The sequence below is a fragment of the Longimicrobiaceae bacterium genome, from assembly GCA_035696245.1.
Lineage (GTDB): Bacteria > Gemmatimonadota > Gemmatimonadetes > Longimicrobiales > Longimicrobiaceae > DASRQW01.
Genome location: DASRQW010000369.1, coordinates 15,351 through 38,914 on the forward strand (window position 1 = coordinate 15,351; position 23,564 = coordinate 38,914).

The 23,564-nt window shown below is 70.7% G+C and carries 17 protein-coding genes; 10 read left to right on the top strand and 7 right to left on the bottom strand.

The genetic code is table 11. From position 1 onward, the window contains the following. Positions 1 to 134 precede the first annotated feature (134 nt). A complete protein-coding gene (locus VFE05_16825) occupies positions 135 to 539 on the top strand; it encodes a nuclear transport factor 2 family protein (protein HET6231741.1) in 405 nt (134 codons plus the stop codon). A 93-nt stretch (positions 540 to 632) separates the two neighbouring features. On the opposite strand, the gene VFE05_16830 is transcribed toward VFE05_16825, so the two are convergent. Then, on the bottom strand, positions 633 to 1,247 hold the full coding sequence (locus VFE05_16830) for an SRPBCC family protein (GenBank protein HET6231742.1): 615 nt from the start codon (positions 1,245 to 1,247) through the stop codon (positions 633 to 635). Positions 1,248 to 1,345: 98 nt separating this feature from the next. Between VFE05_16830 and VFE05_16835 the strand changes: the two genes are divergently transcribed. From VFE05_16835 to VFE05_16855, 5 genes are all read left to right on the top strand, one after another. Then, the gene (locus tag VFE05_16835; protein ID HET6231743.1) at positions 1,346 to 1,987 is read left to right on the top strand and encodes a helix-turn-helix domain-containing protein; all 642 of its coding nucleotides are present in this window, start codon (positions 1,346 to 1,348) and stop codon (positions 1,985 to 1,987) included. 217 nt (positions 1,988 to 2,204) lie between these two features. Continuing rightward, complete coding sequence (locus VFE05_16840) at positions 2,205 to 2,633, top strand: YciI family protein (protein ID HET6231744.1); 429 nt, start codon at positions 2,205 to 2,207, stop codon at positions 2,631 to 2,633. Positions 2,634 to 2,771: 138 nt separating this feature from the next. Further along, entirely contained in the window at positions 2,772 to 3,191 is a 420-nt protein-coding gene (locus VFE05_16845; protein ID HET6231745.1) for a VOC family protein, read from the top strand. 210 nt (positions 3,192 to 3,401) lie between these two features. Next, positions 3,402 to 3,797 (top strand): YciI family protein, encoded by a 396-nt coding sequence (locus VFE05_16850; GenBank protein HET6231746.1) that lies wholly within the window; start codon positions 3,402 to 3,404, stop codon positions 3,795 to 3,797. Positions 3,798 to 3,810: 13 nt separating this feature from the next. Further along, positions 3,811 to 5,094 carry an RNA polymerase sigma factor gene (locus VFE05_16855; GenBank protein ID HET6231747.1) on the top strand — a complete coding sequence of 428 codons (1,284 nt, stop codon included), beginning with the start codon at positions 3,811 to 3,813 and terminating at the stop codon, positions 5,092 to 5,094. A 348-nt stretch (positions 5,095 to 5,442) separates the two neighbouring features. Here VFE05_16855 and VFE05_16860 read toward each other — a convergent pair whose 3' ends face one another. From VFE05_16860 to VFE05_16870, 3 genes are all read right to left on the bottom strand, one after another. Then, positions 5,443 to 7,083 (bottom strand): M28 family peptidase, encoded by a 1,641-nt coding sequence (locus VFE05_16860; GenBank protein HET6231748.1) that lies wholly within the window; start codon positions 7,081 to 7,083, stop codon positions 5,443 to 5,445. 295 nt (positions 7,084 to 7,378) lie between these two features. Beyond that, positions 7,379 to 8,053: a hypothetical protein gene (locus VFE05_16865; protein ID HET6231749.1), complete on the bottom strand. Its 675-nt coding sequence runs from the start codon at positions 8,051 to 8,053 to the stop codon at positions 7,379 to 7,381. A 110-nt stretch (positions 8,054 to 8,163) separates the two neighbouring features. Then, on the bottom strand, positions 8,164 to 8,664 hold the full coding sequence (locus VFE05_16870; protein HET6231750.1) for a hypothetical protein: 501 nt from the start codon (positions 8,662 to 8,664) through the stop codon (positions 8,164 to 8,166). Between the two features lie 339 nt (positions 8,665 to 9,003). Here VFE05_16870 and VFE05_16875 point away from each other — a divergent pair, with 339 nt between their 5' ends. The 3 genes from VFE05_16875 to VFE05_16885 all read left to right on the top strand — a co-directional run bounded on the left by VFE05_16875 (position 9,004) and on the right by VFE05_16885 (position 14,221). Continuing rightward, positions 9,004 to 10,365 carry a dipeptidase gene (locus VFE05_16875; GenBank protein HET6231751.1) on the top strand — a complete coding sequence of 454 codons (1,362 nt, stop codon included), beginning with the start codon at positions 9,004 to 9,006 and terminating at the stop codon, positions 10,363 to 10,365. Continuing rightward, positions 10,362 to 11,996 carry a M2 family metallopeptidase gene (locus tag VFE05_16880; protein ID HET6231752.1) on the top strand — a complete coding sequence of 545 codons (1,635 nt, stop codon included), beginning with the start codon at positions 10,362 to 10,364 and terminating at the stop codon, positions 11,994 to 11,996. The genes VFE05_16875 and VFE05_16880 overlap by 4 nt, the downstream gene beginning before the upstream one ends. A 650-nt stretch (positions 11,997 to 12,646) precedes the next feature. Next, the gene (locus tag VFE05_16885) at positions 12,647 to 14,221 is read left to right on the top strand and encodes a PAS domain-containing sensor histidine kinase (protein ID HET6231753.1); all 1,575 of its coding nucleotides are present in this window, start codon (positions 12,647 to 12,649) and stop codon (positions 14,219 to 14,221) included. A 249-nt stretch (positions 14,222 to 14,470) separates the two neighbouring features. On the opposite strand, the gene VFE05_16890 is transcribed toward VFE05_16885, so the two are convergent. Both VFE05_16890 and VFE05_16895 read right to left on the bottom strand, forming a co-directional pair. Next, the gene (locus tag VFE05_16890; GenBank protein HET6231754.1) at positions 14,471 to 16,513 is read right to left on the bottom strand and encodes an ATP-binding protein; all 2,043 of its coding nucleotides are present in this window, start codon (positions 16,511 to 16,513) and stop codon (positions 14,471 to 14,473) included. Between the two features lie 118 nt (positions 16,514 to 16,631). Next, positions 16,632 to 17,342: a response regulator transcription factor gene (locus VFE05_16895; protein ID HET6231755.1), complete on the bottom strand. Its 711-nt coding sequence runs from the start codon at positions 17,340 to 17,342 to the stop codon at positions 16,632 to 16,634. 802 nt (positions 17,343 to 18,144) lie between these two features. Here VFE05_16895 and VFE05_16900 point away from each other — a divergent pair. Then, the gene (locus tag VFE05_16900; protein ID HET6231756.1) at positions 18,145 to 21,981 is read left to right on the top strand and encodes a carboxypeptidase regulatory-like domain-containing protein; all 3,837 of its coding nucleotides are present in this window, start codon (positions 18,145 to 18,147) and stop codon (positions 21,979 to 21,981) included. Positions 21,982 to 22,429: 448 nt separating this feature from the next. On the opposite strand, the gene VFE05_16905 is transcribed toward VFE05_16900, so the two are convergent. Beyond that, positions 22,430 to 23,389, bottom strand: coding sequence for a peptidoglycan-binding domain-containing protein (locus VFE05_16905; protein ID HET6231757.1), 960 nt, complete (start codon positions 23,387 to 23,389; stop codon positions 22,430 to 22,432). Positions 23,390 to 23,564 lie beyond the last annotated feature (175 nt).

A 23,564-nucleotide genomic window follows, 5' to 3' on the forward strand; every position in this document is an offset into this window, starting at 1 on the left:
ACTCCGAACCTAGATGCTGTCGGCGCGGCGGGCGAATCCAAGGGCTGACGCGCCCGGGGGACGCATCCAAGCCGATGGCCCGCCCGGCGCCTGCGACCGCGCCAACGATGTCACGTGAACCAGGAGAGTCGATCATGAGCGAAGCGGGCGACGGGCAGCGCGACAGCCGTATCCAGGATCTCGTCCACGGCTACTTCATCGCGTTCCAGAACGCGGACCGCGCCGCGATGGAGGCGCTGCTGCCGGACGACTTCACGTTCACCAGCCCGTACGACGACCACATCAGCCGGGCGGCGTACTTCGAGCGTTGCTGGCCCCACTCGGGCTCGTTCCGCTTCCGCGAGCCGATGAAGTTCTTCGTGGCGGGCGACGAGTGCGTCGTGCTCTACGAAACGGAAGGCAAGCCCGGCGGCACCTTCCGCAACGCCGAGCTGTTCACCTTTCGCGGCGACCTGGCGCACTCGGTGGAAGTCTTCTTCGGCTTCGTGCCCGGCGCCAATGATCCGAAACTGCCCGAGCCCGGCACCCCGTCGGCATAGGGAGGATACATCTCTCGCTGGCTCCGTGGGACGCGAAAACGGCACGCCGGCGAGTCTGTCGGCGTGCCGTTTTCCGTGCCGGGGCTCGCGGGCTTACGGCTTCGGCGAAGGGGCTGCGGCTGCGGGCTGCGCGGAAGACGCAGGTGCCGCGGAGGCAGGTGCGGCGGCGCGGCGGGCGGCGTCGGCTTCGGAGACGGTCTTGAGGCTGGTGAGGCCTTCTTCAAATGACTTTCCGACCATCTTGTCCATGCTGGCCACGAGCGAGATCGCCTTGCCCAGCGTCGTGTTCGGGCCGGACATCGCCCACGTCACCTTCGTACCCTGCGGCGTGGGCTGGAAGGTGAACTCGGTGAGGGCGTGCGACTCCATCGGCTTCAGGAAGTGCAGGTCCAGCGCGATGCGCTGCCCGGGGGTGCTCTCCTTGATGGACATGCTTCCCTGCCCCGCCTGCGAGTTGCCGGACCAGCTGTACATCGCGCCGACTCCCGCCTCCGTGCCGCCGTAGGTGCGCGTCATGGCGGGGTCCAGCTTCTCGAACGGCGACCAGCGGTTCCACTGGTGGAAGTCGTTCACGTAGCCGTACACCACCTCCGGCGGCGCGTCGATCACGGCGCTGCGCTCCACGCGGAAGGTGTCCGGGCGCGTCGCGATGGCCACAGCGAGCCCCAGAAGCAACACCACCAGGCCGATCCCGATCTTCTTCGCCATCGCACCATCCTCCTTCTCGGGTGAGCATTCCTGTCCGGTGAGCACAACTTGCATTTGACAAGCTTGCATTGTCAAGAGAAGCGTTTTAGCATGGTGGCATGCCGAAGCGAGCGTACGGACAGTTCTGCGGCCTGGCGCGGGCGCTGGAGATGGTGGGCGAGCGGTGGGCGCTGCTCATCGTGCGCGACCTGCTGGTGGGGCCGCGCCGCTACACGGACCTGCGGCAGGGGCTGCCCCGCATTCCCACCAACATCCTCTCCGCGCGGCTCAAGGAGCTGGAGGCGGCGGGGATCGTGGGGCGGCGCGTGCTGCCGCGCCCGTCCGGCGCGGTCGTGTACGAGCTCACCGAATACGGGCAGGAGCTGGACGACGTGGTCCTGCGCCTGGGCCGCTGGGGCGCACGGACGCTGGGCGAGCCCGCGGCCGGCGAGGTGGTCACGGCGGACTCGATGGTGATGGCGATGCGCTCCACCTTCCGCCCGGAAGCCGCGAACGGCCTCCGCGCCACGTTCGAGCTGCGGCTGGGACCCACGACGATCCACGTCCGCATAGACCGCGGGCGGCTGCAGGCGGAGGAGGGCCCGCTACCGGGCGCCGACCTGGTGATCGAGACCGGGCCGATGCTCAAGGCGCTCATGGCGGGCGAGATCACCCCGGCGGACGCGGTCGCCGCCGGAACCGTGCGCCTCACCGGCCGCGAGGAGCTGCTGGAGCGGTTCGTGGAGGTCTTCCGCATCTGAAGGGACGTGTCGGCACAGCAGGGAGATGCGGATCTACCGACGTCTTCAAAACGGCATGGATGCTGGAAGTTCTTCCATCTATCGAGCCGTATGAAAGATGTTGGCGGGGCGTGTCGATTTCGCGGTGCCTCGTTCGACGTGTTGATAGAGCCGCGATGGAGCCGGGCGAAAGCCGCCCGGCGCGGGCTCCGAACCCCAATTGTACAGGAGAGGTCCCATGCGCTTCATGGTCATGGTCAAGGCGACCCCGGATTCCGAGGCGGGCGTGATGCCCAGCCAGGAGCTGCTCACCGAGATGGGCCAGTTCAACGAGGAGCTGGTGAAGGCCGGCGTCATGCTGGCCGGCGAGGGGCTGCACCCCAGCAGCAAGGGCGCGCGCGTCCGCTTCAGCGGCGACAAGCGCACGGTGATCGACGGGCCGTTCGCGGAGACGAAGGAGCTGGTCGCGGGCTTCTGGCTGCTGCAGGTGAAGAGCAAGGAAGAGGCGATCGAGTGGATCAAGCGCTGCCCGAACCCCATGCCCGGCGAGAGCGAGATCGAGATCCGCCAGGTGTTCGAGGCCGAGGACTTCGGCGACGCGCTCACGCCGGAGCTGCGCGAGGCCGAGGAGCGCCTCCGCGCCCAGTCCGCCGCACAGCAGCGGTAGCGCTCCAAACCGCGGACGCCACGCACTCCGCCGCCGCGCGCCCCGCGGCGGCGGGTGCCGTCGACCCCTCATGCATCCGCCGCGACGCCCGGCACCGCATCACCGCAGGTCACTTCCACCTCATCCCGAGAGAACCCCATGAAGCTCAACCCGTACCTCTTCTTCGGCGGCCGCTGCGACGAGGCGATCGATTTCTACCGCGGCGCGATCGGCGCGGAGCTGGAGATGGCCATGCGCTACAAGGACGGCCCGCAGAACTCCGATCACCCGCTGCCCGAGAACTGGGGCGAGAAGGTGATGCACGCCAGCCTGCGCATCCCCGGTGGCGACGCGCTGCTCTGCTCGGATGGTGACCAAGCCGGCGAGCCCACCTTCACCGGCTTCCAGCTCTCGCTGGAGACTGCGACGGACGAGGAGGCGGAGCGCGTCTTCGCGGCGCTGTCCGACGGCGGCAAGGTGACGCAGCCGCTCATCCACACCTTCTTCTCCTCGCGCTTCGGCATGGTGGAGGACCGCTTCGGCGTAGGTTGGATGATCACCGTCGCACAGGCGGCGTGATCCCGCGCCGCCCTGCATCTCCCGCGTGTTCGCAGACAAAGGCGCGGACGGGAGATGCGGGCGCGTCGGCGACCGTCTCGCAGGCGTGGGGACGCGGGCCGTCCGATGATGTCGATCTCGCGCCCGCTCGTTCGACGTGTGGGTAGGGACCGCTCCGGCCGGACGGCCGGGCATGCGGCCTCGAACCCTAAATGCAAGGGAAACAAGACGATGCGCTTCATGATGCTCTACAAGCCGGGCAGCGACCAGGAGAACGCCGGCCCGCCGTCGCCCGAGTGCATGGCCGCGCTGGGGCAGCTCGTCGAGGAGATGACCGCTCGCGGCGCCATGATCGCAAACGACGGGCTCCAGGCCAGCTCCAAGGGCGCCCGCGTGCGGATCGACGACGGGAAGGTGGTGGTGACCGACGGCCCGTTCACCGAGACGAAGGAGCTGATCGCCGGCTATGCGATCATGGAGGCGGCCGACAAGGCCGAGGCCATCGAGTTCGCCAGACGGTTCATCACGGTGATGGGCGAGGGCGAGACGGAGGTGCGGCAGATGCACGACGCGGCGGGCGGCGCGGACGACTGCGCGGCGGCGCATCTGGCGTCCGCCACGGCGTAGCGGCGGCCGCGCGGTGACGGCACACGACACGCACCGCGCGATCGACGCGGTTTGGAGGATCGAATCGGCCAGGCTCATCGCCGCCCTCGCGCGCCGCGTGGGCGACGTGGGCCTGGCCGAGGACCTGGCGCAGGACGCGCTGGTGGCTGCGCTGGAGCGCTGGCCGGTGACGGGCGTGCCGGACAAACCGGGCGCCTGGCTGATGGCCGCCGCCAAGCGCCGCGCGGTGGACGTGTTCCGCCGCGGCAAGATGCTGGACCGCAAGCACGAGGAGCTGGGCCGCGAGCTGGAGACGGCGCGCGAGCATGCCGTGGAGGAGCTGGACGAGGCGCTGGACGACCCGGTGGGCGACGACCTGCTGCGGCTGGTGTTCATCGCCTGCCACCCCGTGCTCTCGCGCGAGGCGCGGGTGGCGCTCACGCTGCGCCTGCTGGGCGGCCTGACCACGGACGAGATCGCCCGGGCCTTCCTGGTGCCCGAGGCCACGGTCGCGCAGCGGATCGTGCGCGCCAAGCGTACGCTCACGGCGGCGCGCGTGCCGTTCGAGGTGCCGCGCGGGCCGGAGATGGCGGCGCGGCTCGCGTCGGTGCTGGAGGTGGTATACCTCGTGTTCAACGAGGGCTACGCCGCCACGGCTGGCGACGACTGGATGCGGCCAGCCCTCTGCGAGGAGGCGCTCCGACTCGGGCGGATCCTGGCCGAGCTTGTGCCGCAGGACTCGGAGGTCCACGGGCTGGTGGCGTTGATGGAGATCCAGGCGTCGCGCTCCGGCGCTCGGGTGGGGCCGCGGGGGCAGCCGGTGCTGCTGCTGGAGCAGGACCGCGGGCGGTGGGACCAGCTGCTCATCCGCCGCGGGCTGGCGGCGCTGGCGCAGGCGGAGGCCCTGGGCGGCGCGCTGGGGCCGTACGCGCTCCAGGCCGCCATCGCCGCCTGCCACGCCCGCGCTCGCACTGGCAGCGAGACGGACTGGGAGCGCATCGCCGCGCTGTACGACGCGCTAGCGGAGGTGGCGCCATCACCCGTCGTCGAGCTGAACCGCGCCGTCGCGCTCGCGATGGCGTTCGGGCCCGCGGCGGGGCTGGCGCTGGTGGACGAGCTCGCGGACGAGCCGTCGCTCAAAGGCTACCATCTGCTGCCCAGCGTGCGCGGCGACTTCCTCTTCAAGCTGGGCCGCCTGTCCGAAGCTCGCGCGGAGTTCGAGCGCGCCGCCTCGCTCACGCGCAACGCTCGCGAGCGGGAGCTGCTGATGAGCCGCGCGGCCGCGTGCAATCCGCTGCCGGTGGTGCCGTTGGGGTGAGGGATGGATGCAGAGAGGGTGTCGCGTGCTGAAGGACGCCCCCTCCCCCGGCCCCTCCCCCAAAACTGCCTGAGGGAGGGGAGACCAAAAGTGCGGCCCGCGGCTGAGGCACGTGGTTGACGAACTTCTCGAAGGGCGCAACCGCTTACGCCGCCGTGAATTGCTCCCCTCTCCCGCTTGCGGGGGAGGGGCCGGGGGAGGGGGCACCTTTCCCCAGCCTCCACCTTCCTCGACCCGCCAATCATCCGCGGTCACCACGAAATCAGCGGGGATGCGCCGTTTTCGACGCATCCCCGCTGTTCGTTCTGCATCTACCGTCACGCCCCGCCGTTCATCTCCCGAAAAGCCTCACCGGGTCGAAGACGGGCGGTGGAACTCGGCGTTGGCGTTCCAGGCGGGGACGATGGCGGAGTTCGCGAGCGAGGTGCCGAAGTCCAGCACGATCTGCGCGAGCTGCGCGGCGCCCGCCATGTCGAAGTCGGAGCGGTACTCGTCCGACGGCTGATGGTAGTGCTTGGAGGTGTACTCCTCCTCCTGCGCGGAGCCCCAGCCCGCGGGGCGGCCGAAGAAGTCCGTGCCCGCGCCGATGGAGACGGACGGCACGCCTGCCTTGGCGAACGAGAAGTGGTCGCTGCGGTAGAAGCCACCGCGCTCCGGGTGCTCCTCGGGGCTGATGCGCATGCCCATGGGGCGGATGAAGGCGGCGAGGCGCGGCCCCAGCGTGCTCTTGGTGTCGCCCAGCACGCGCAGGTCGCGCACGCGCCCCAGCAGGTTGCCGCCGTCCACGTTCACGTTGGCGACGATGCTGCCGATGGGCACCGGCGGATGGTCCGCGAAGTAGCCGCTGCCCAGCAGCCCGGACTCCTCGGCCGTGACGAAGCCGAAGATGAGCGAGCGCTTGGGGTGCGGCCCCTGCGCGGCGGCACGCGCGACGGCCAGGATGTCCGCAACGCCCGACGCGTTGTCGCTGGCGCCGTTGTAGATCGAGTCGCCGTTCTCCTTGGGCCCGATGCCCAGGTGGTCCCAATGCGCCGTGAACGCCACGTACTCGCTCCGCAGCCGCGGGTCGGAGCCGCGGACGAGGCCGACGACGTTCTCGGACTGCATGTGCGCCACGGTGTTGCGGAACGAGGCGTTCAGCGTGATGCCCGTAGGCACCGGGCGGAAGTCGCGCGACTCGGCCTGGCGGCGGAGCTGCGCCAGGTTCAGCCCGGCCTGCGACAGCAGCGACGCGGCCGCGCTGTCCGTGATCCACCCGCGGAAGGCGAGCGGCGCGGGCGAGCCGGCGGGGCGCGGCAGCATGCGCTGCTCCTTGGCCCACGAGCCGACCACGGTGTGCCACGGGTAGCCCGCCGCATCGGTGGTGTGCACGATGAGCATGCCCGCGGCGCCGTGCCGCTCCGCCTCCTCGAACTTGTACGGCCAGCGTCCGTACCACGTCATCGCCCGGCCGCCGAACAGCGCCGGATCATTGGCCGGGGCGGGCGGGTCGTTCACGAGCACCATCAGCACCTTGCCGCGCACGTCCACGTCCTTGTAGTCGTCCCACCGGTACTCCGGCGCGACCGAGCCGTAGCCGACGAAGACGATCTCCGCATTGGCGGCGCTGGTTTCGTTGGCGGAGCCGCCCCACACGACAACGTCTTCCGGGTAGCGGAAGCTGGCCGTCGCCCGGCCGCTGGCGGAGACGCGGATGGTGGACGGGTCGGCGCCCACCACGTCGATGGGCACCTGCTGGAAGTACGAGCCGTTCGCGCCCGGCTCCACGCCGAACGCGCGGAGCTGGCTGGCGATGTACTCCGCCGCCAGGCGGCCGCCGCGGGTGGCGGGGGCGCGACCTTCCAGCAGGTCGCTGGAGAGGAAGCGCAGGTGCCCGTCGATCTCGGCGGCCGTGATCTTCGCGGTCGCGGCGGCGCGCGGGGCCGCCTGCGCCGCGAGCGTTCCGGCGGAGGCGCAGAGGAGCGCCAGGGTGTGCAGTGCTCGCTTCATCGTGTCCGATGGTGGGAGGGTGGACCGCACCGCGCATCTCGTCCGTCCGCATCTGCCGATCGGGACGGACAACGCGTGCACGGGAGATGATGTCGATCCCGCAACGTAGGAAGCACGCGGGACGGAGGAAAGGGCGCGGATGCGCATCGTCCGCATCGTCCGCATCGTCCGCATCGTCCGGGGATGGGAGGCGGGGGATGGGCATCGGGCGATCAGCCGTTCCCATCCGACGAACACGAAGACGGCCGCACCTCGAGGGAGAGATGCGGCCGTCGTTCATCTGCCGGCCGGCGGATCAGTGGTTCGAGCGGACCGAGACGGACTGCTCGTACCCCATGGTCGATGCGATGCCATCGATCAGCCCGGCGGCGTAACGGGCGGCCTGCGTCGCACGCAGCACGTAGTCGTCCCACTCGCGGTTCCCGGAGGTGGACACGAGGTGGCTCTCCATCAGCTCTCCCTGCGGGCCGACCACCACGTGGATGCGGATCCCGCTGGGCGGCGTCATGTTCTCGAACGCGGGCAGGATCACGTGGATGCGCTCCAGGCCCAGCGGTTTGCAGACCTCCGAGCTGCCCATCCGCACCACCGGGCCGGCCGCCGGGAACTGCACCAGCATGCGGAAGCTGCGCTCCTCCGTGCCCGGCTTGAGCGACGCCCGGACCAGCGAGGCGAGGCGGTCGGAGGTTCCCTCGGGCAGGAAGTAGTCGATGGGCACCACCCGGGTCACGCTGCCGCGGTTGTCGTAGACGATGGAGAGGAGGATGCGAGCGCTGTCGCCCTGCACGCGCATCTGCGCCGCGGCGCCGGTGAGGTCCGCCATGAGCGCGGCCGAGTCGGCCACCGAGCTCAAGGTAGGGATGCGGCCGGCGACGGTGCAGCCCGAGCGCGGCGGGGGACGGTTGCTGAGCAGCGCCTCGGCGCGCTTCTGCGCACGTGCGGCGGACGGGACGGCGGCGCAGGCGGCCACGAGCGCGAAACCCGATAGGGCGCGTCGGATGCGAAGGTGTGTCGGATGCAAGGTGTGGATCTCGGGGAAGGGGGAGCTACTCCCAGCAGTGAATTGGACATGCAATCGCTTCATGTAAAGAGAGCGGCAATTGCAGGAGCGTACTGCGCATGGAGGGCTGCAAGACTGGCGAAGCCACTGGTAAGTGTCGCTAACTCGGTGAGGAGAGCACGCATCGCAGCGCCGCGGCGATTCGGCTTGGGAGCGGCACCTTCGGAAGCCAATACGCTGAGGAGTTCGAGAACCTGATTTTTGCGGCCCGTGTCAACGTCCTCCAACTCGGCAAGTTTTTCAGTGAACGCGCGGAAGGCAGCGGCTCCTGGTTCATCTCCACCTGAGTGCATAGCACCAACGGCACTATCGACAGCACCGATGTATCCGGTGTTGAGAAGACCGACAGTGCTGTTGTTGATGTGAATGTTGTGCATGGTCACATCTCCGCTTTGAATGATAGTCCGCGGGTAGCGAGGAGGAAACCGTGGAGTGAGACCAGGCATCCCAGTCATCAAATCCATTTGCGCGCCGATGTGGTTGAGCATTCGTTCGCTGCGCTCTATTTCGCGATCCGTCATCTCTGAAATTTTGGATCGGCAATCGAGACAGACTGGAATTTGCTCACGTCCCATGAGCCACAAAGCAGGTTTAGAGCACTGGGAGCATCGCATAAAACACCTTGAACGAATTAGGCTGTAGATGTTTCGTCTAACCGCGTCTCCAAACTTAGGCGCGCCGGCAGTATTCACAAGTTCGCCGCACCCTTCCAGAATTGCAACCGGGAGTAGCGGGGCATGAGTCCGGATGCACGCGCGCGGAGGTCCTGCTATATTGCCGCCAGCGCGGCTCGGACGTTCGACCGAACGCGCGCACCGACACACATCCACCGAACCCAGACGACCGGAGCAGGGACGGCAATGGCCCTCGACGCATACCTCAAGGCGAACCGCCAGCGCAACCTGGACGAGCTGAACGAGTTCCTCCGCATCCCGAGCGTGAGCGCGAAGAGCGAGCACAATGCGGACACGGCCCGCGCGGCGGACTGGCTGGCCGGCCGCATGCGCGAGGCGGGGATGACGGCGGTGGAGGTGATCCCCACCGAGGGCCACCCCATCGTCCTCGGCGAGTGGCGCGGCGCCCCGGCGGGCGCGCCCACGGTGCTGCTGTACGGCCACTACGACGTGCAGCCGCCGGAGCCGCTGGACGAGTGGACCAGCGAGCCCTTCGAGCCCGAGGTGCGCGGCGACAAGCTTTTCGCCCGCGGCTCGGTGGACGACAAGGGCCAGGTGTACCTGCACCTCAAGGCCGTGCAGGCGCACATCGCCACCAGCGGCTCGCTGCCGGTGAACGTCGTCTTCGTCGTCGAAGGCGAGGAGGAGGTGGGCTCGCCCAACCTGGAGAAGTTCCTGGCCGCCAACTCCGAGCGCCTCCAGTGCGACGTGGTGATGATCTCCGACACCACCATGTTCGCGCCGGGCCTGCCGTCCATCACCATCGGCCTGCGCGGCCTGGCGTACATGGAGGTCCGCGTGCAGGGGCCGGCGGTGGACCTGCACTCCGGCGCGTACGGCGGCGCCGTGGTCAACCCCGCCAACGCCCTGGCGAAGATCATCGCCGGGCTGCACGACGACCAGGGCCGCGTGACGGTGCCCGGCTTCTACGACCGCGTGGTCTCGCTCACGGCCGAGCAGCGGGCGGGCATCGGCGAGCTGCCGTTCGAGGAGGAGGGGCTGCGGGAAGAGGTGGGCGCGGTGAAGCTGGGCGGCGAGGCGGGCTACGGCTCGCTGGAGCGCATCTGGGCGCGGCCCACGCTGGACGTGAACGGCCTGCTGAGCGGCTACACGGGCGAGGGCGCCAAGACGGTGCTGCCCGCGAAGGCCATGGCGAAGATCTCCATGCGGCTGGTGCCGGACCAGGACTACAAGGAGATCGAGAAGCTGTTCACCGCGCACGTCCGCTCCCTCGCGCCCGAAGGCGTGACAGTGGAGGTGGAGGCGCTGCACGGCGGGCAGCCGTGGTACTCCGAGCCGCAGGGCCCCATCTTCGGCGCGGCGGAGCGGGCGCTGGAGAAGGCCTTCGGCCGCAAGCCCGTCTTCATCCGCGAGGGCGGCTCCATCCCCATCGTGCAGGCGTTCCAGAAGCGCTTCGGCGTGCCGGCCGTGCTCATCGGCTTCGGGCTGCCGGGCGAGAACGCGCATGCGCCGAACGAGTGGATGAGCATCGACAACTTCCACCGCGGCTCCGAAGCCATCGCCTCCATGTACGACGAGCTGCGATGAGCTTCGACCCGGCGGCGGAGCGCGCCCCGGCGGCCGAGGCCGAGGCGCGCGCCTTCGTGGACGAGCACGTGGCGCGCCTGGCGCCCGTGCTGCGCGAGGCCAACGCGGCGGCGTGGGACGCGGCCGTGGGCACGGACGGCGACGCGCACGCCCGCTCCGCCCGCGCCCGTGCGGAGGTCAAGCGCCTGTACTCGCACGCGGGAGATGCGGGGCGTGTCCGCGCATGGCTCGCTTCCTCCCACGTGGCGGACGCGCTGCTCCGGCGGCAGCTGGTGCTGCTCGACCACGAGTACACGGCCAACCAGCTTCCGGAAGAGACCATCGAAGACCTGGTGCAACGCGCCTCCACGCTGGAGCGCGCCTTCCACACCTTCCGCAGCACGCTCGACGGCGAACGGGTGACGAACAACCAAGTCAACGACGTGCTGGCGGCGGAGATGGACGAGGGGCGCCGCCGCCGCGCGTGGGAGGCCAGCAAGCAGATCGGGCGCGAGGTGGCCGAGCCGCTGCGCGAGCTGGTGCGGCGGCGGAACGCGGCCGCACGGTCGCTGGGCTTCCGCGACCACTACGCCATGGAGCTGTCTCTCCAGGAGCTGGACGAGGACCGGCTGTTCGCGGTGATGGACGAGTACCGCGACCGCAGCGACGAGCCGTTCCGCGCCTTCCGCGCGGAGATGGACGCCGGGCTGGCGCGCCGCTTCGGGGTGGACACGGCGGACCTGCGGCCGTGGCACTGGGCCGACCCGTTCGCGCAGGAGGCGCCGTCCACCGGCGGGCTGGACCTGGACGTCCACTTCGCCGGCCGCGACCTGCTGCCCGTGGCGGCGGAGTTCTTCCGCGGCCTGGGGATGCCGGTGGACGGCGTGCTGGCGCGCAGCGACCTGTTCGAGCGCGAGGGCAAGGACCAGCACGCCTTCTGCATCGACGTGGACCGCGAGGGCGACGTGCGCATCCTGTGCAACCTGCGCAGCAGCGAGAAGTGGATGGGCACCCTGCTCCACGAGCTGGGCCACGCCGCGTACGACCGCGGCATCCCGCGCTCACTGCCGTACCTGCTCCGCACCCCGGCGCACACGCTCAGCACCGAATCCATCGCCATGTACATGGGCCGCCTCACGCGCGACCCCGCGTGGCTACGCGAGGTGATGGGCGCGACCCTGAGCGAGGAGGACGCGGCGGACATTCGCGCGCAGCTCCGCGCCAGCATGCTCGTGGCGACGCGGTGGATGCTGGTGATGGTGTACTTCGAGCGCGAGCTGTACCGGAACCCCGACCGGCCGGACCTGAACGCGCTCTGGTGGGACCTGGTGGAGCGCATCCAGCTCGTCCGCCGGCCGGACGGGCGCGACGAGCCGGACTGGGCGGCGAAGATCCACCTGTCGCTCTCGCCCGTGTACTACCACAACTACCTGCTGGGCGAGCTGATGGCCTCGCAGATCTACGCCGCGTCGCGCCGCGGGGTGCCGGAGGGGCGCAGCGTGGCGGGGCAGGAGTCGGTGGGCCGGTTCCTCCGGGAGCGCATCTTCTCGCCCGGCGCGTCGCTGGACTGGAGCGGCCTGCTCGTCCACGCCACCGGCGAGGAGCTGGCCCCGCGCTACTTCGTGGACCAGTTCGTCCACGCCCGATCCTGAGCAGAACCCGCTTCCTTCGGAGACGAGCGGATCGATGGCGGGAAACGTGCAACACGGCGGGGCCGAGGATCATCATCCTCAGCCCCGCCGATTTTGCGTTCACGTTCAGCGGACCGGGCTGATCGTGGTCGATGGTGAGACGAGGTCCGAGGTGTGTCGGCTCTGAACGACTGCCGCGGATCTTGTGAGAGCCGGAGGGTTCGGAGCGCGCGGAGACGGTGCCGCCTCCGCCATACCCTCCACCGCAGGGCCCGAGAGGGAGCTACTTTGTTGCACGAGCCGGGTTTGGGTGTTATCTAACGTCAATGCGGCGCGTTCGGCAGACCGCAAAGGCAGCGAAAATCCTCCAGCTCGAATCCGAATCCTCCTTCCGAAGTCAGTTCCGCGAGAGCGGTCCGGGAGGGGTCCTTCCCGCCGCGACGGCGATTCGGGCGACTGGAGAGCACGAGCGGCGCCCGATTGCGATCTCCCGCGCGCCGGGTGTTCCGCACGGGCGGGGGGATGCTCCGGCGCCCGAGGCGTTCTCGGCCAGGCGGCGCGGGGCTGCGCGACCAAGGTTCGCGGCGTCACCATGAACCTGGCCGGCAGTATGCAGGCGTGATCTGTTTCGCGTGTTCCTACGCAGGCGCACGGACCGAGGGAGAGGTGAGATGAGCTTGTGGGACGACAACGCCCCGCCCCCGCCCGGCGGCGCGGAGCAGGCCGGGGGCGAACCTGGCGGGAGCCTGGCCACCGACGGCTCCGGGCTCTACCGTCTGCTGGTGGAGAGCGTGCAGGACTACGCCATCTTCGCGCTCGACACCGACGGCCGCATCCTGAGCTGGAACGCCGGCGCCGAGCGCCTCAAGGGCTATCGCCCCGCCGAGATCATCGGGCAGCACTTCTCCGTCTTCTACCCGCCCGAGGACCTGGCCGCCGGCAAGCCCGAGCGCGAGCTGCGCGACGCCGCACGCGACGGCCGCGTCGAGGACGAGGGCTGGCGGGTACGCAAGGACGGCTCGTGGTTCTGGAGCAACGTGGTCATCACCGCGCTGCGCGACGAGGCCGGCGCGCTGGTGGGCTACGCCAAGGTCACGCGCGACCTCACCGAGCGCCGCCGCGCCACCGAGATGCTGCGCCAGAGCGAGGAGCGCTTCCGGCTTTTGGTGCAGAACGTGAAGGACTACGCCATCTTCATGCTCGACCCGCAGGGCTACGTGGCGAGCTGGAACGAGGGCGCACAGCGCATCAAGGGCTACACCAGGGACGAGATCGTGGGGCGGCACTTCTCCACCTTCTACCCCGCCGTGGACCTGGCGGCCGGCAAGCCCGCCTGGGAGCTGGAGATCGCCAAGGCCGAGGGGAAGTACGAGGAGGAGGGATGGCGCATCCGCAAGGACGGTTCGCGCTTCTGGGCAAGCGTGCTCATCACCGCCGTGTACGGCGACCGTGGCGACCTGCTGGGCTTCGCCAAGGTGACGCGCGACCTCACCGAGCGCCGCGCGACCGAACTGCGCATGGTGGCGGACGCCCGCCGCCTCGCCGAGGCCGAGGCTTCCAGCCGCACCAAGAGCGAGTTCCTTACCTCGCTGTCGCACGAGCTGCGCACGCCCATCAACGCCACGCTGGGCTACGCCGAGCTGATCGAGATGGGCGTGGGCGGGCCCGTGACCGTGCAGCAGGGCGAGTACCTGGCGCGGATCCGGGCCACGCAGCAGCACCTGCTGGGCATCATCAACGACCTGCTCAACTACAGCCGCATCGAGGCGGGGCAGGTGGAGTACGAGCTGGGGCCGGTAGCGGTGCATCAGGTCGTGGAGACGGTGGCGCCCATGCTGGAGCCGCAGGCGAAGGCCAAGGGGGTCACCATCGGCCACGGCCCGTGCCCGGACGGGCTGGTGGGCCGTGCGGACCGGGCCAAAACCGAGCAGATCGTGCTGAACCTGATGGGCAACGCGGTGAAGTTCACGCCCGCGGGCGGCCACGTTCGCGTGAGCTGCGGCGCGCGGGGAGACCTGGTCTACATCGAGGTGGCGGACACGGGCGGCGGCATTCCGGCAGACCAGCACACCGCCATCTTCGAGCCCTTCGTTCAGCTCGGCCGCTCGCTCACGAGCGGGCACGAGGGCACCGGCCTGGGCCTGGCCATCAGCCGCGACCTAGCGCGCGCCATGGACGGCGACCTCATCGTGGAAAGCACCCCCGGGAAAGGCGCGACGTTCACGCTGACGCTTCGGGGGATGTAGAGCAGCCCTGCCCGGCCGAGAAGCAAAGTGACCCTCCTCCAGAGCAGCCGGGAGAGGGTCGATTCGTGTGTGGTAGCCGCCCGCCTGGGGATCCGGCGCGGCCGTCATTGCACCTGAAGGCGCGGGCTACGACGGTGCGAAGACCGCGTTCGCGGGCTGCTCCGGGAGCGCGCCTCGCATCGGGAGACGTAGCGCGTGGAGGATCGATCGATTCGCTTGGGATCGTTGGATGCGAGCCGTGGCTGGCGGCTAGGCCGTCTCGGCGTCCTCGGGCACCTCTTCGGGGACGGGGAGGGTGAAGCGGATGGTGGTGCCGTGGCCGACCTCGCTGGTGGCCTCCACGGTGCCGCCGTGGCGCTCGATGAGGTGGCGGACGATGGAGAGCCCCAGCCCGGTCCCGCCCTCGGCCCGCGACCGCGCCGTGTCCGCGCGGTAGAAGCGCTCGAAGATGCGCGGCAGGTGCGCCGCCGGGATCCCGGAGCCCGTGTCGCTCACCTCGATGGCGACCCACGACTGCTCCGCATCTCCCGAAGCCACCGACCGCTCCGCATCTTCCGCGATGCCGTTCCGCCCCGCATCCCCCGAAAATCCGGCATCCGCCGGGCGCGCCGCGTCTGCCGAACGCGCCGTCTCGCCCAGTCGGCCCGCATCGTCAGACCCTGCCGCATCCCCCGTCCGTCCTGCATCTCCCAACCGTTTCGCCGGCGTCGGAAGGGCGACGGTGGATGCGGCCTTCCCTGCACTGCCGTTGCCACCGTTCGCGACAGACGGACCCGCTCCGTTGGCCGGGAAGGCACCGGGGCCTTGGGCCGGGACGGCGCGGACGCGGATGGTGCCGCCGGGGGGAAGGTAGCGCAGGCTGTTGCTGAAGAGATTGGACAGCACCTGCCGCAGCGCGGACGGATCGGCGGAGACGTACTCGGCCTCCGGGGCGCCTTCGATGGCGAAGCGCGCGTCCTTGCGGGCCGCGTCGGCCGCGAAGGGGGCCCAGGCCTCGGCGGCGACCTCGGGGACGGAGAGGATCTCCGGGTGCACGCGCCAGCCGCCGGACTCCAGGCGCGACAGGTCCAGCAGGTCGTCCACGATGCGCTGCAGCCGGTCGGCGTTGTCCTTGACGGTGCCCGCGAACTGGCGGCGAAGGTCGGGCGGCAGCGAGTCGTCCAGCAGCGTCTCGCTGTAGCCGCGGATCACGGTGAGCGGCGTCTTCAGCTCGTGCGAGGCGTTGGCCACGAAGTCGCGCCGCACCCCCTCCAGCCGCCGCAGCTCCGACACGTCCAGGAACACCATCACCGCGCCCCCGCCGGGCAGCGGCTGCGCGGTGGCCAGCAGCTGCCGGTCCGCGTCGGCCATCTCGGTGGGCGCGCCGGCGCGGCCTTCCATGGCGTGGCCCAGCAGCTCGCGGAAAGCGGGCTGCCGCGTGACCGTCTCGGGGTCGATGCCGCGCGGGTTCCCGGCGATCGAGAAGATGCGGCGCGCCGCGGGATTGGCGCGGCGCACCCGCCCGTCGCGGCCCACAGCGATCACGCCCTCGGACATGGCGTCGATCAGCGCCTGCACGTCGGCCCGCTCGCCCTCCAGCTGGCCCAGCCGGCGCTGTAGCTCGGCCGCCAGCGTGTCGAGCGCGTCGGCCAGCTCGCCCAGCTCGTCGTGGTCGTGCAGCGGCGAGCGGCGGTCCAGGTCGCCCGCCGCCATGGCCCGCGCCACGCCCGCAAGCTGCCGCAGCGGCCGCGTGACCGCGATGCTGAAGCCGAACGAGAGCAGCCCGGTGAGCACCAGCGCCACCAGCCCCACGCCGAAGATGCCGTTCTGCACCCTGCGAACCGCGGCGTGCATCTCGTCGAGCGTCACCGCCACGCGGATCGCCTCGCCGTGCGGGCCGGGCGCGGCCACGTACATCTGCTCGCTGCCCAGGGAGTGGCTGCGCCGCACGTCCTGCCCGATGCGGCCGGCCAGCGCGGCGGCCACCTCGGGCCGGTGCGCGTGGTTCTCCAGCGCGCGCAGGTCCGCGCCGTCCACCCGCGAGTCGCCCAGCACGCGCCCTGTGCGGTCGATGATGGTGACGCGGCGGCCGCTCAGGTTGCCCAGCCAGTCGGCGAGCGAGTCCGGCGGGAGGCCGGCGTTCTGCGCGACCATGGCGCGCGCAAGCACCACCTCGCGGCGCATGTCGGCCGCCACCATCTCCATCAGGTGGCTGCGCAGCGTGCTGCCCACGCCGAAGGTGAGCGCGCCCACCACGGCGGCGGTGATGGCGAGGTAGCTGAGGAAGAGCTTCTGGTCTGCCCTGAGACGCACCGCACCTGCTCCTTGCGAGGGCGCGCGGGTGAGGCGCGAGGGGAACTTCGGGAGGGGGACGACGTGAGATGCGCGGCCGGCGGAGATCGTCCACCGCCCACGCATCCGCGGTGGTGCGTCAGGCGCGGGCCAGGCCGCCGTCCGCGCGGAAGCGGTAGCCGAAGCCGCGCACCGTCTCGATCCAGTCGGCCTCGCCCTCCAGCTTGTTGCGCAGCCGCTGGACGTGCATGTCCACCGTGCGCGTGGCGATGTTGGCCGTGACCTCCCACACCGCCTCCAGCAGCTGGCGGCGGCTCTGCACGCGGCCGCGGCGCTCCATGAGGGTGAGGAGCAGCTTGTACTCGGTGGGCGTCAGGTCCAGCTCGCGGCCGTCCACCTCGGCGCGGGTGGCGCCGGTGTCCACCGTGAAGGGGCCCACGCGCACCACCTTGCCGCCCTTGTTGGCGGGCGGCGCCTGCTGCACGCGCCGCAGCACCGCGCCCACGCGCAGGATCAGCTCCTGCGGCGAGAACGGCTTGGCCACGTAGTCGTCGGCCCCCAGCCGCAGCCCGGCGATGCGGTCCTGCTCCTCGCGGCGGGCGGTGAGCAGGATCACGGGGATCTCCTGCGTCTCCGGCCGGCGGCGAAGCTCCTCCAGCACCTGCAGGCCGCTCATGCCCGGCAGCATCAGGTCGAGGACGATGAGGTCCGGGCGCTCCAGCTCGGCGGCGCGGATGGCCTCCGGGCCGCTGGCGGCGGTGCGCACGCGGTAGCTCTCGCGGGCCAGGTGATAGGCCACGAGCGCGGAGATGTCGGGCTCGTCGTCCACTACCAGGATGTGGGCGGTCATCGCTTTGCGCGCTTCGGCGGGCTGGGCGGGGCCGGCCCCGATGAGGCCGGGGAACGGCTGTGCGGCAATGTGCGGCTGCGTCAAAGTCCCTCGCAAGGTTCACCTCCGGCGGCGTGAGCGCGGCTCCAGACCCGCGGATTGTATCGGCCCCGTGTCACGTATCGGTCACGAACCTGGAATCGCGCCGTTACGATTGCCGTCCGCACCGCATCCGAAGCGGATTCCGTTACATCGACCGACACCCATCTGCCTATTCGTGCACGACGAGGCGCATCTCAGGTTGTCGACGATCCTCGTCAAGCGTGGTCGATAAACAGCTTACACGAGCTCCGCACTCGAATGTAACGGAAAAGAAGGAGGATGGTGTGCAGCCGATCGGACGATGCTCGTCCTTCATCTCCAGAATGCACGTCAGGAGATGTGCTTCTGGCGATGAGTTCGTGCGGACGCGACCGGATTTCCTCTTCCTGACGACGGGCGATGTCGTGCTGCCGGCCTATCGCACGCCATCATGCGCTGACCCGGATGCGCGCCAGTGGGAGGCGTCTCCGCGCGACGGACGGCTTGCCGCGCTGATGAGGACGTGGTGCGGGGGTGATGGAGAATGGTGCGGAAACTTGCACGGGACATGCATGGCGGGCCGATGTGCGAGGCGCCGCGGCTCCCCCATTTTTCCGCCGCGCTGCTGGGCTTCCCGGCGCTGCGCGGACCCAACGTTCGTCGCCTGCGGGGTGTCTTCCCGGGCAGACCCGGCTTCCCCGGCGGGGGAAGCGACAACGCCATACGAGAGACCCGAATACCCATGGCCGTGCCGATGCGTTACCTGCGGTTCCTCGCCCTGCTGCTCCTGCTCGCCCCCGGCGCGCTGGCCGCGCAGGTTGGCGTGACCACCGACATCATCAGCGGGCGCGTGCTGGGGCCCGACGGCAAGCCCGTTCCCGGCGCCCGCGTGCAGGCGCTATCCGCCGAGTCCGGCGTGACCCGCGGCGCCACCACCAGCGCCGAGGGCCGCTACACCATCACCTTCCCGGACGGCGGCGGGCGCTACCGCGTGACGGTGAACGCGCCCGGCGTGGGCGTGGCCGTGAGCACCGTCGCCCGCTCGGCCGACGAGGACGTGCTGCTCGCGAACTTCCGCCTCACCACGCAGACCTTCGCCCTCCAGGCCGTGGAGGCCCGCGCCCAGCGCGCACCGGCGCCGGGCCGCAACGAGTCCGCCGGGGGCACCGAGCGCGGCGTCTCGGGCGAGCTGGCGAACCGGCTGCCGCTGGAGAACGTGGACGCGGCCACCATCGCCAGCCTGGTCCCCGGCGTGGTCACCACCCCGTCGGCCGACTCGTCGGAGAGCCGCAACAGCTTCTCGGTGGCCGGCCAGCGCGCGTCGCAGAACCAGATCACGCTGGACGGCACGTCGTTCTCGTCGCGCCTCACGGGCGGGCAGGCGGGCGGCGGGTCGCCCATCGGCGTGCCCCAGGAAGGCATCCGCGGCACCAACGTGGTCACCAACACCTTCGACGTGGCCCGCGGCGAGTTCTCCGGCGGCCTGGTGGCCATGACCACGCGCAGCGGCACCAACAACGTGCAGGGCTCGTTCAGCTACGCGCTGCGCGACCCGGCGCTCCAGACCACGGCCGGCAGCGCCTTCACCGGCGGCGGCTACACGCAGAACCGGCTGAGCGGGGGCGTGGGCGGGCCGCTCATCAAGGACAAGCTCTTCTACTACACGTCGTTCACCCTCCAGCGCCGCAGCGACGACCTGTTCTCGCTCACGCCGGGGCAAGACGCGCCCATCGAGGCGCTGGGCGTGGCGCCGGACTCCGTCTCCCGCTTCCTGGGCATCCTGGGCTCGCGCTACGCGCTGCCGGCCACCGGCCAGACGGGCGACTTCACCCGCGTGGGCGACGCGCTGAGCACGCTGGGGCGGGTGGACTATACCATCAACGACCGGCAGACGCTCACAGTGCGCGGGCTGTACAACCGGTCCACGCAGGACAACGCCCGCATCGGCTTCCTGGACACGCGCCAGAACGGCGGCCAGGCGGGCTCCACCAGCTACGGCGGCATCGCCACGCTCACCTCGCGGTTCGGGGAGAGCTGGATCAACGAGCTGCGCGCCTCGTACAACTCCGACGTGCGCGAGCAGGACCCGTACGCCGTGCTGCCGGAGGGCCGCGTGCGCGTCGCGTCCGAGCTGGACGACGGCACGGTGGGCGTGAACACGCTGGTCTTCGGCGGCGACCGGTCCATGCCCACCAGCACGGCCGAGCGCACGGTGGAGGTGAGCGACGAGCTGTCGCGCCTGCTGCGCGACACGCACCGGGTGAAGCTGGGCGCCTTCTTCAACCACGCCGGCTTCACCCAGCAGACCACGGCCAACCGCCTCGGCTCCTTCTCCTTCAACTCGCTGGCGGACCTGGAGGCGGGGCGCGCGGTGTCGTTCACGCGGTCACTCTCCCCCGGCGACGTGAGCGGCGGCGGCATCAGCTCCTCCCTGTACCTGGGCGACACGTGGCGGCCCACGACGCAGCTGCAGCTCACGTTCGGCCTGCGCGGCGAGATGTCGCGCTTCGACAACACTCCGGCGGCGAACCCGCTCATCCCGCAGCTCTTCCCCGGCTACGCGACCGACCGCGTGCCCAACGAGCTGCACGTGAGCCCGCGGGCGGGCTTCAGCTACCGCCTGAGCGAGCAGGGCGCGCCGCTCCGCCTCGTCCGCGGCGGCGTGGGCGAGTTCCGCGGGCGTGCGCCGTACTCGCTGTACGCGGGCGCGCTCCAGCAGACGGGCCTGGGCGGCGGCGAGCTGCAGCTCAACTGCATCGGGCCGCAGACGCCGGTGCCCGACTGGGCCGCGTACGCCGGCGACCCGGCCACCATCCCCACCCAGTGCGTGGGCGGCGGATCGGGCACGGTGGATCCGCTACGGCGGCCCAACGTGACGCTGTTCGAGAACGGCTTCGGGGCGCCGCGGACCTGGCGCGCGTCGTTCGGCTACCAGACGCAGCTGCTGCGCACCCTGGGCGCCACCATCGACGCCAACTACACGCTGGGCGTCAACCAGTTCGACGTGCGCGACCTGAACCTGAACACCACGCCCGCCTTCGCCCTCCAGGACGAGGGCAGCCGCCCGGTGTTCGTGCCCGCGTCCAGTATCGTGCCCACCACGGGCGAGGTGTCGCTCTTCGAGTCGCGCCTGCACCCGGAGCTGGCGCACGTGTTCGCGCTGGACTCGGACCTGCGCTCGCACACGGCGCAGGTCACGCTGGGGCTGAACGGCTCGCTGCCGCGCCGCATCTTCTTCCAGACGTCGTATACCTTCTCGCGCAGTACCGACCAGTCGTCATTCTCGGGCGGCAGCGGCCTACAGGGCTTCGGTGCGGTGCCGGTGGCGGGTAACCCCAACGTGCGCGAGTGGGCCACCAGCGACCTGGAGCGGCGGCACTCGTTCAACACCATCCTGGGCTGGCCGGTCAACTCTGCGCTGGACCTCACGCTCATCGGCCGCGCCTCGTCCGGCGGCCCGTTCACGCCGCTGGTGGGCGGCGACATCAACGGTGACGGGCTGCGCAACGACCGCGCGTTCATCTTCGACCCGGCCAGCGCGCCCGACCCTGTGCTCGCGCAGGGGATGCAGAACCTGCTGGCCGGCACGTCCGGCCGCGTGCGCGAGTGCCTGGAGAGCCAGCTCGGCCGCGTGGCGAGCCGCAACAGCTGCCGCGGGCCGTGGACGGCCTCGCTCGACGCGCGCGCCGCCATCCACCCGGACCTGGGCGGGCAGCTCGGCCGCCGGCTCACCCTGTCGGTCGATGCGAGCAACCTGCCCGCGGGCGTCGACCGGCTGCTGCACGGCAGCGACAACCTGCACGGCTGGGGCAGCAACGGCTTCGGGCAGGACCCCACGCTGCTGTACCCGCGCGGGTTCGACGCCTCCACCGGCCGCTTCCTCTACCAGGTCAACGAGCGCTTCGGCGAGACGCGCAGCTCGCGCTTCGGTCCCGGCTCGTCGTTCCAGGTGGCGCTCACCGGGCGGCTCACCGTGGGCCGTCAGGCTCCCGCGGGCGGGTTCGGCGGCGGGCTGGCGGGCATCGCGTTCGGCGGCTTCGGCGGCGGGGGTGGAGGCGGTGGAGGCGGTGGAGGCGGTCGCGGCGGCGGCGGGGGTGGTGATGGCGGCGGCCCCGGCGGTGGCGGGGGTGGCGGGGGCGGGTTCGATGTGGGTAACATCCTCACGCGCGTGATCCCGGACCCCATCACGCCGCTGATCGCGCTCAAGGACACGCTGCACCTGACCGACGAGCAGGTCGCGCGCCTGCGGGCTATCGGCGACTCGCTGAAGGTGAAGAACGACTCCGTGGCGGCCGAGATCCGCGCCGCGCTCGCCCCGCCGGCCGACACCACCGCCGCAGGCCGCGCGGGCGGACGCCGGGCGGGCGGTGCCGGCGGCGGCGGGAACTTCGGCGAGATCTTCCAGCGCTTCGGCCCGCGCATCACGCAGGCGCGCACCAACGTGCAGAAGGCGCTCGACGAGGCCAAGGCGGTGCTCACGGCGGACCAGTGGCGGAAGGTGCCCGCCGCCATCCGCAACGTCCTCGGCCCCTTCGGCCCCGGCATCCCCGGCGGCGGCGGCGGACGGCCCCGCGGGTGATGCATCCCCGCCCGCCCGTGCGACGAACGGCGGGTAATCGGTAGATGAACGAGAAACCCCGGTCCTCTTCGGAGGATCGGGGCTTCTCGTTTGGGTCGATGGTGTGGCGGTGAGATCGTCGCGGGCGGAAAGGGCCCCCTCCCCCGGCCCCTCCCCCAAAACTGCCTGGGGGAGGGGAGACCAGAAGTGCGTGGCGTGGGGTGGGAGGCGGCCGTAAGGCTAAGCAAGCCTTGAAGATACCCGGATCGTTCGGTGTGGTTGTCGGCCCGTTTGCCGACGCCGCAAACAGATCGGACGGGCGACGTCCGTCGATCGCCGTATACCGCCTCGTCGCGCCGGCTCCGAATGCCAGGCTGGACGCAAACCTCACCCTCGCGACGATTTAGCTCCCCTCCCCCAGGCAGTTTTGGGGGAGGGGCTGGGGGAGGGGGCGCCCTTCATCCCGCGCTCACCCGAACGGCACCAGCCGGATGCCGTACGTCGCCAGGTCGATGCTCATCCCGTGCACCTTACCCTTCCCGTCGGCGATGGCGAGCTTCCGGGAGCGCACGTCCTCCACGAACTTCGGGTTGGCGGCCTCGGCGCGGCGGTTGGCGACGATGCGCAGGCGGGCGACCTCGGCGTCCTCGCGGCTGAGCGTGGCTGGCAGCGCGGCGAAGTCGGCCTGGATCTGCGCCTTCGTCGCGTCCTTGATGCTGCCGTTCTGCACCACGATGTCGAACATCAGCGCGGCGGCGCGCTCGGACCACACGCCGTACGCGGCGCACATCTTCAGGCCCTGCTGAAAGCGGTCGTTCGCGCCGTCCACCTGCATCTGCTGGAACGAGTCCACGCGGCCCAGCGCCTTGAAGCGGCTGCGCCACGGCTCCACCACGTGGTGCTTGTCGTCCTGGATGCCCGCGGCCCAGGCGAGCTGCGCCGCCTTGTCCTGTGCGAGCATCGCGTGCACCGCCGCGTAGCCGTCGCCGAACGCCGCCTTCATGTCGGCCGTGTGCTCCGTGTCCATGCGCTTGAGCAGCGGCTGGAGGGTGCCCTGGCCCAGGTTCCACTGCAGCACGCCCAGGCTGATGCCCTGCCCGTCGAAGCTGCCCGCCAGCCCGCAGAAGCAGTCCGGCACGCCCGCCTCCGTCTCGAACGCGGCGGTGAGCGCCAGGCAGCGGTACGCGAGCGGCTTCTCCGCCAGCGACGGGGCTTTCGGCGCGGCGGGCTGGAAGAGCGACGCCCAGGTGACCGGGTCCACGATTCCGGTGGTGGAGAGTCCGGCCTTCGCCTGGAACTGCTGCACCCCGCGCTCCACCCCGCCGCCGAACGCGTCGTCGATGGGGCCGGGGTAGAAGCCCAGCTCCTGCAAGCGCACCTCGATGCGGGTCACGTCGGGACCCCTGGACCCACGCTGGTAGACGGTCATTGCGGCCTCGTGAAACGGGAGGTTCGATGGATGGCGCGCAGTCGGGCGATGCCGCGCGGACGCACGGATGCGCCGCGGGAACCTTCGAGTCGTGCGCCTGGGAAGATGCGGGGTGAGGATGCGGCGGACGGGGAGGAGATGTCCGCTCGCGACACAATTTGGCGGGGGATCGGCG

Bases quoted from the DNA above. Each gene is read 5' to 3' on its own strand.
- VFE05_16825 (HET6231741.1), top strand. From the start codon at position 135: ATGAGCGAAGCGGGCGACGGGCAGCGCGACAGCCGTATCCAGGATCTC.
- VFE05_16830 (HET6231742.1), bottom strand. From the start codon at position 1,247: ATGGCGAAGAAGATCGGGATCGGCCTGGTGGTGTTGCTTCTGGGGCTC.
- VFE05_16835 (HET6231743.1), top strand. From the start codon at position 1,346: ATGCCGAAGCGAGCGTACGGACAGTTCTGCGGCCTGGCGCGGGCGCTG.
- VFE05_16840 (HET6231744.1), top strand. From the start codon at position 2,205: ATGCGCTTCATGGTCATGGTCAAGGCGACCCCGGATTCCGAGGCGGGC.
- VFE05_16845 (HET6231745.1), top strand. From the start codon at position 2,772: ATGAAGCTCAACCCGTACCTCTTCTTCGGCGGCCGCTGCGACGAGGCG.
- VFE05_16850 (HET6231746.1), top strand. From the start codon at position 3,402: ATGCGCTTCATGATGCTCTACAAGCCGGGCAGCGACCAGGAGAACGCC.
- VFE05_16860 (HET6231748.1), bottom strand. From the start codon at position 7,083: ATGAAGCGAGCACTGCACACCCTGGCGCTCCTCTGCGCCTCCGCCGGA.
- VFE05_16870 (HET6231750.1), bottom strand. From the start codon at position 8,664: ATGACGGATCGCGAAATAGAGCGCAGCGAACGAATGCTCAACCACATC.
- VFE05_16875 (HET6231751.1), top strand. From the start codon at position 9,004: ATGGCCCTCGACGCATACCTCAAGGCGAACCGCCAGCGCAACCTGGAC.
- VFE05_16880 (HET6231752.1), top strand. From the start codon at position 10,362: ATGAGCTTCGACCCGGCGGCGGAGCGCGCCCCGGCGGCCGAGGCCGAG.
- VFE05_16885 (HET6231753.1), top strand. From the start codon at position 12,647: ATGAGCTTGTGGGACGACAACGCCCCGCCCCCGCCCGGCGGCGCGGAG.
- VFE05_16895 (HET6231755.1), bottom strand. From the start codon at position 17,342: ATGACCGCCCACATCCTGGTAGTGGACGACGAGCCCGACATCTCCGCG.
- VFE05_16900 (HET6231756.1), top strand. From the start codon at position 18,145: ATGGCCGTGCCGATGCGTTACCTGCGGTTCCTCGCCCTGCTGCTCCTG.
- VFE05_16905 (HET6231757.1), bottom strand. From the start codon at position 23,389: ATGACCGTCTACCAGCGTGGGTCCAGGGGTCCCGACGTGACCCGCATC.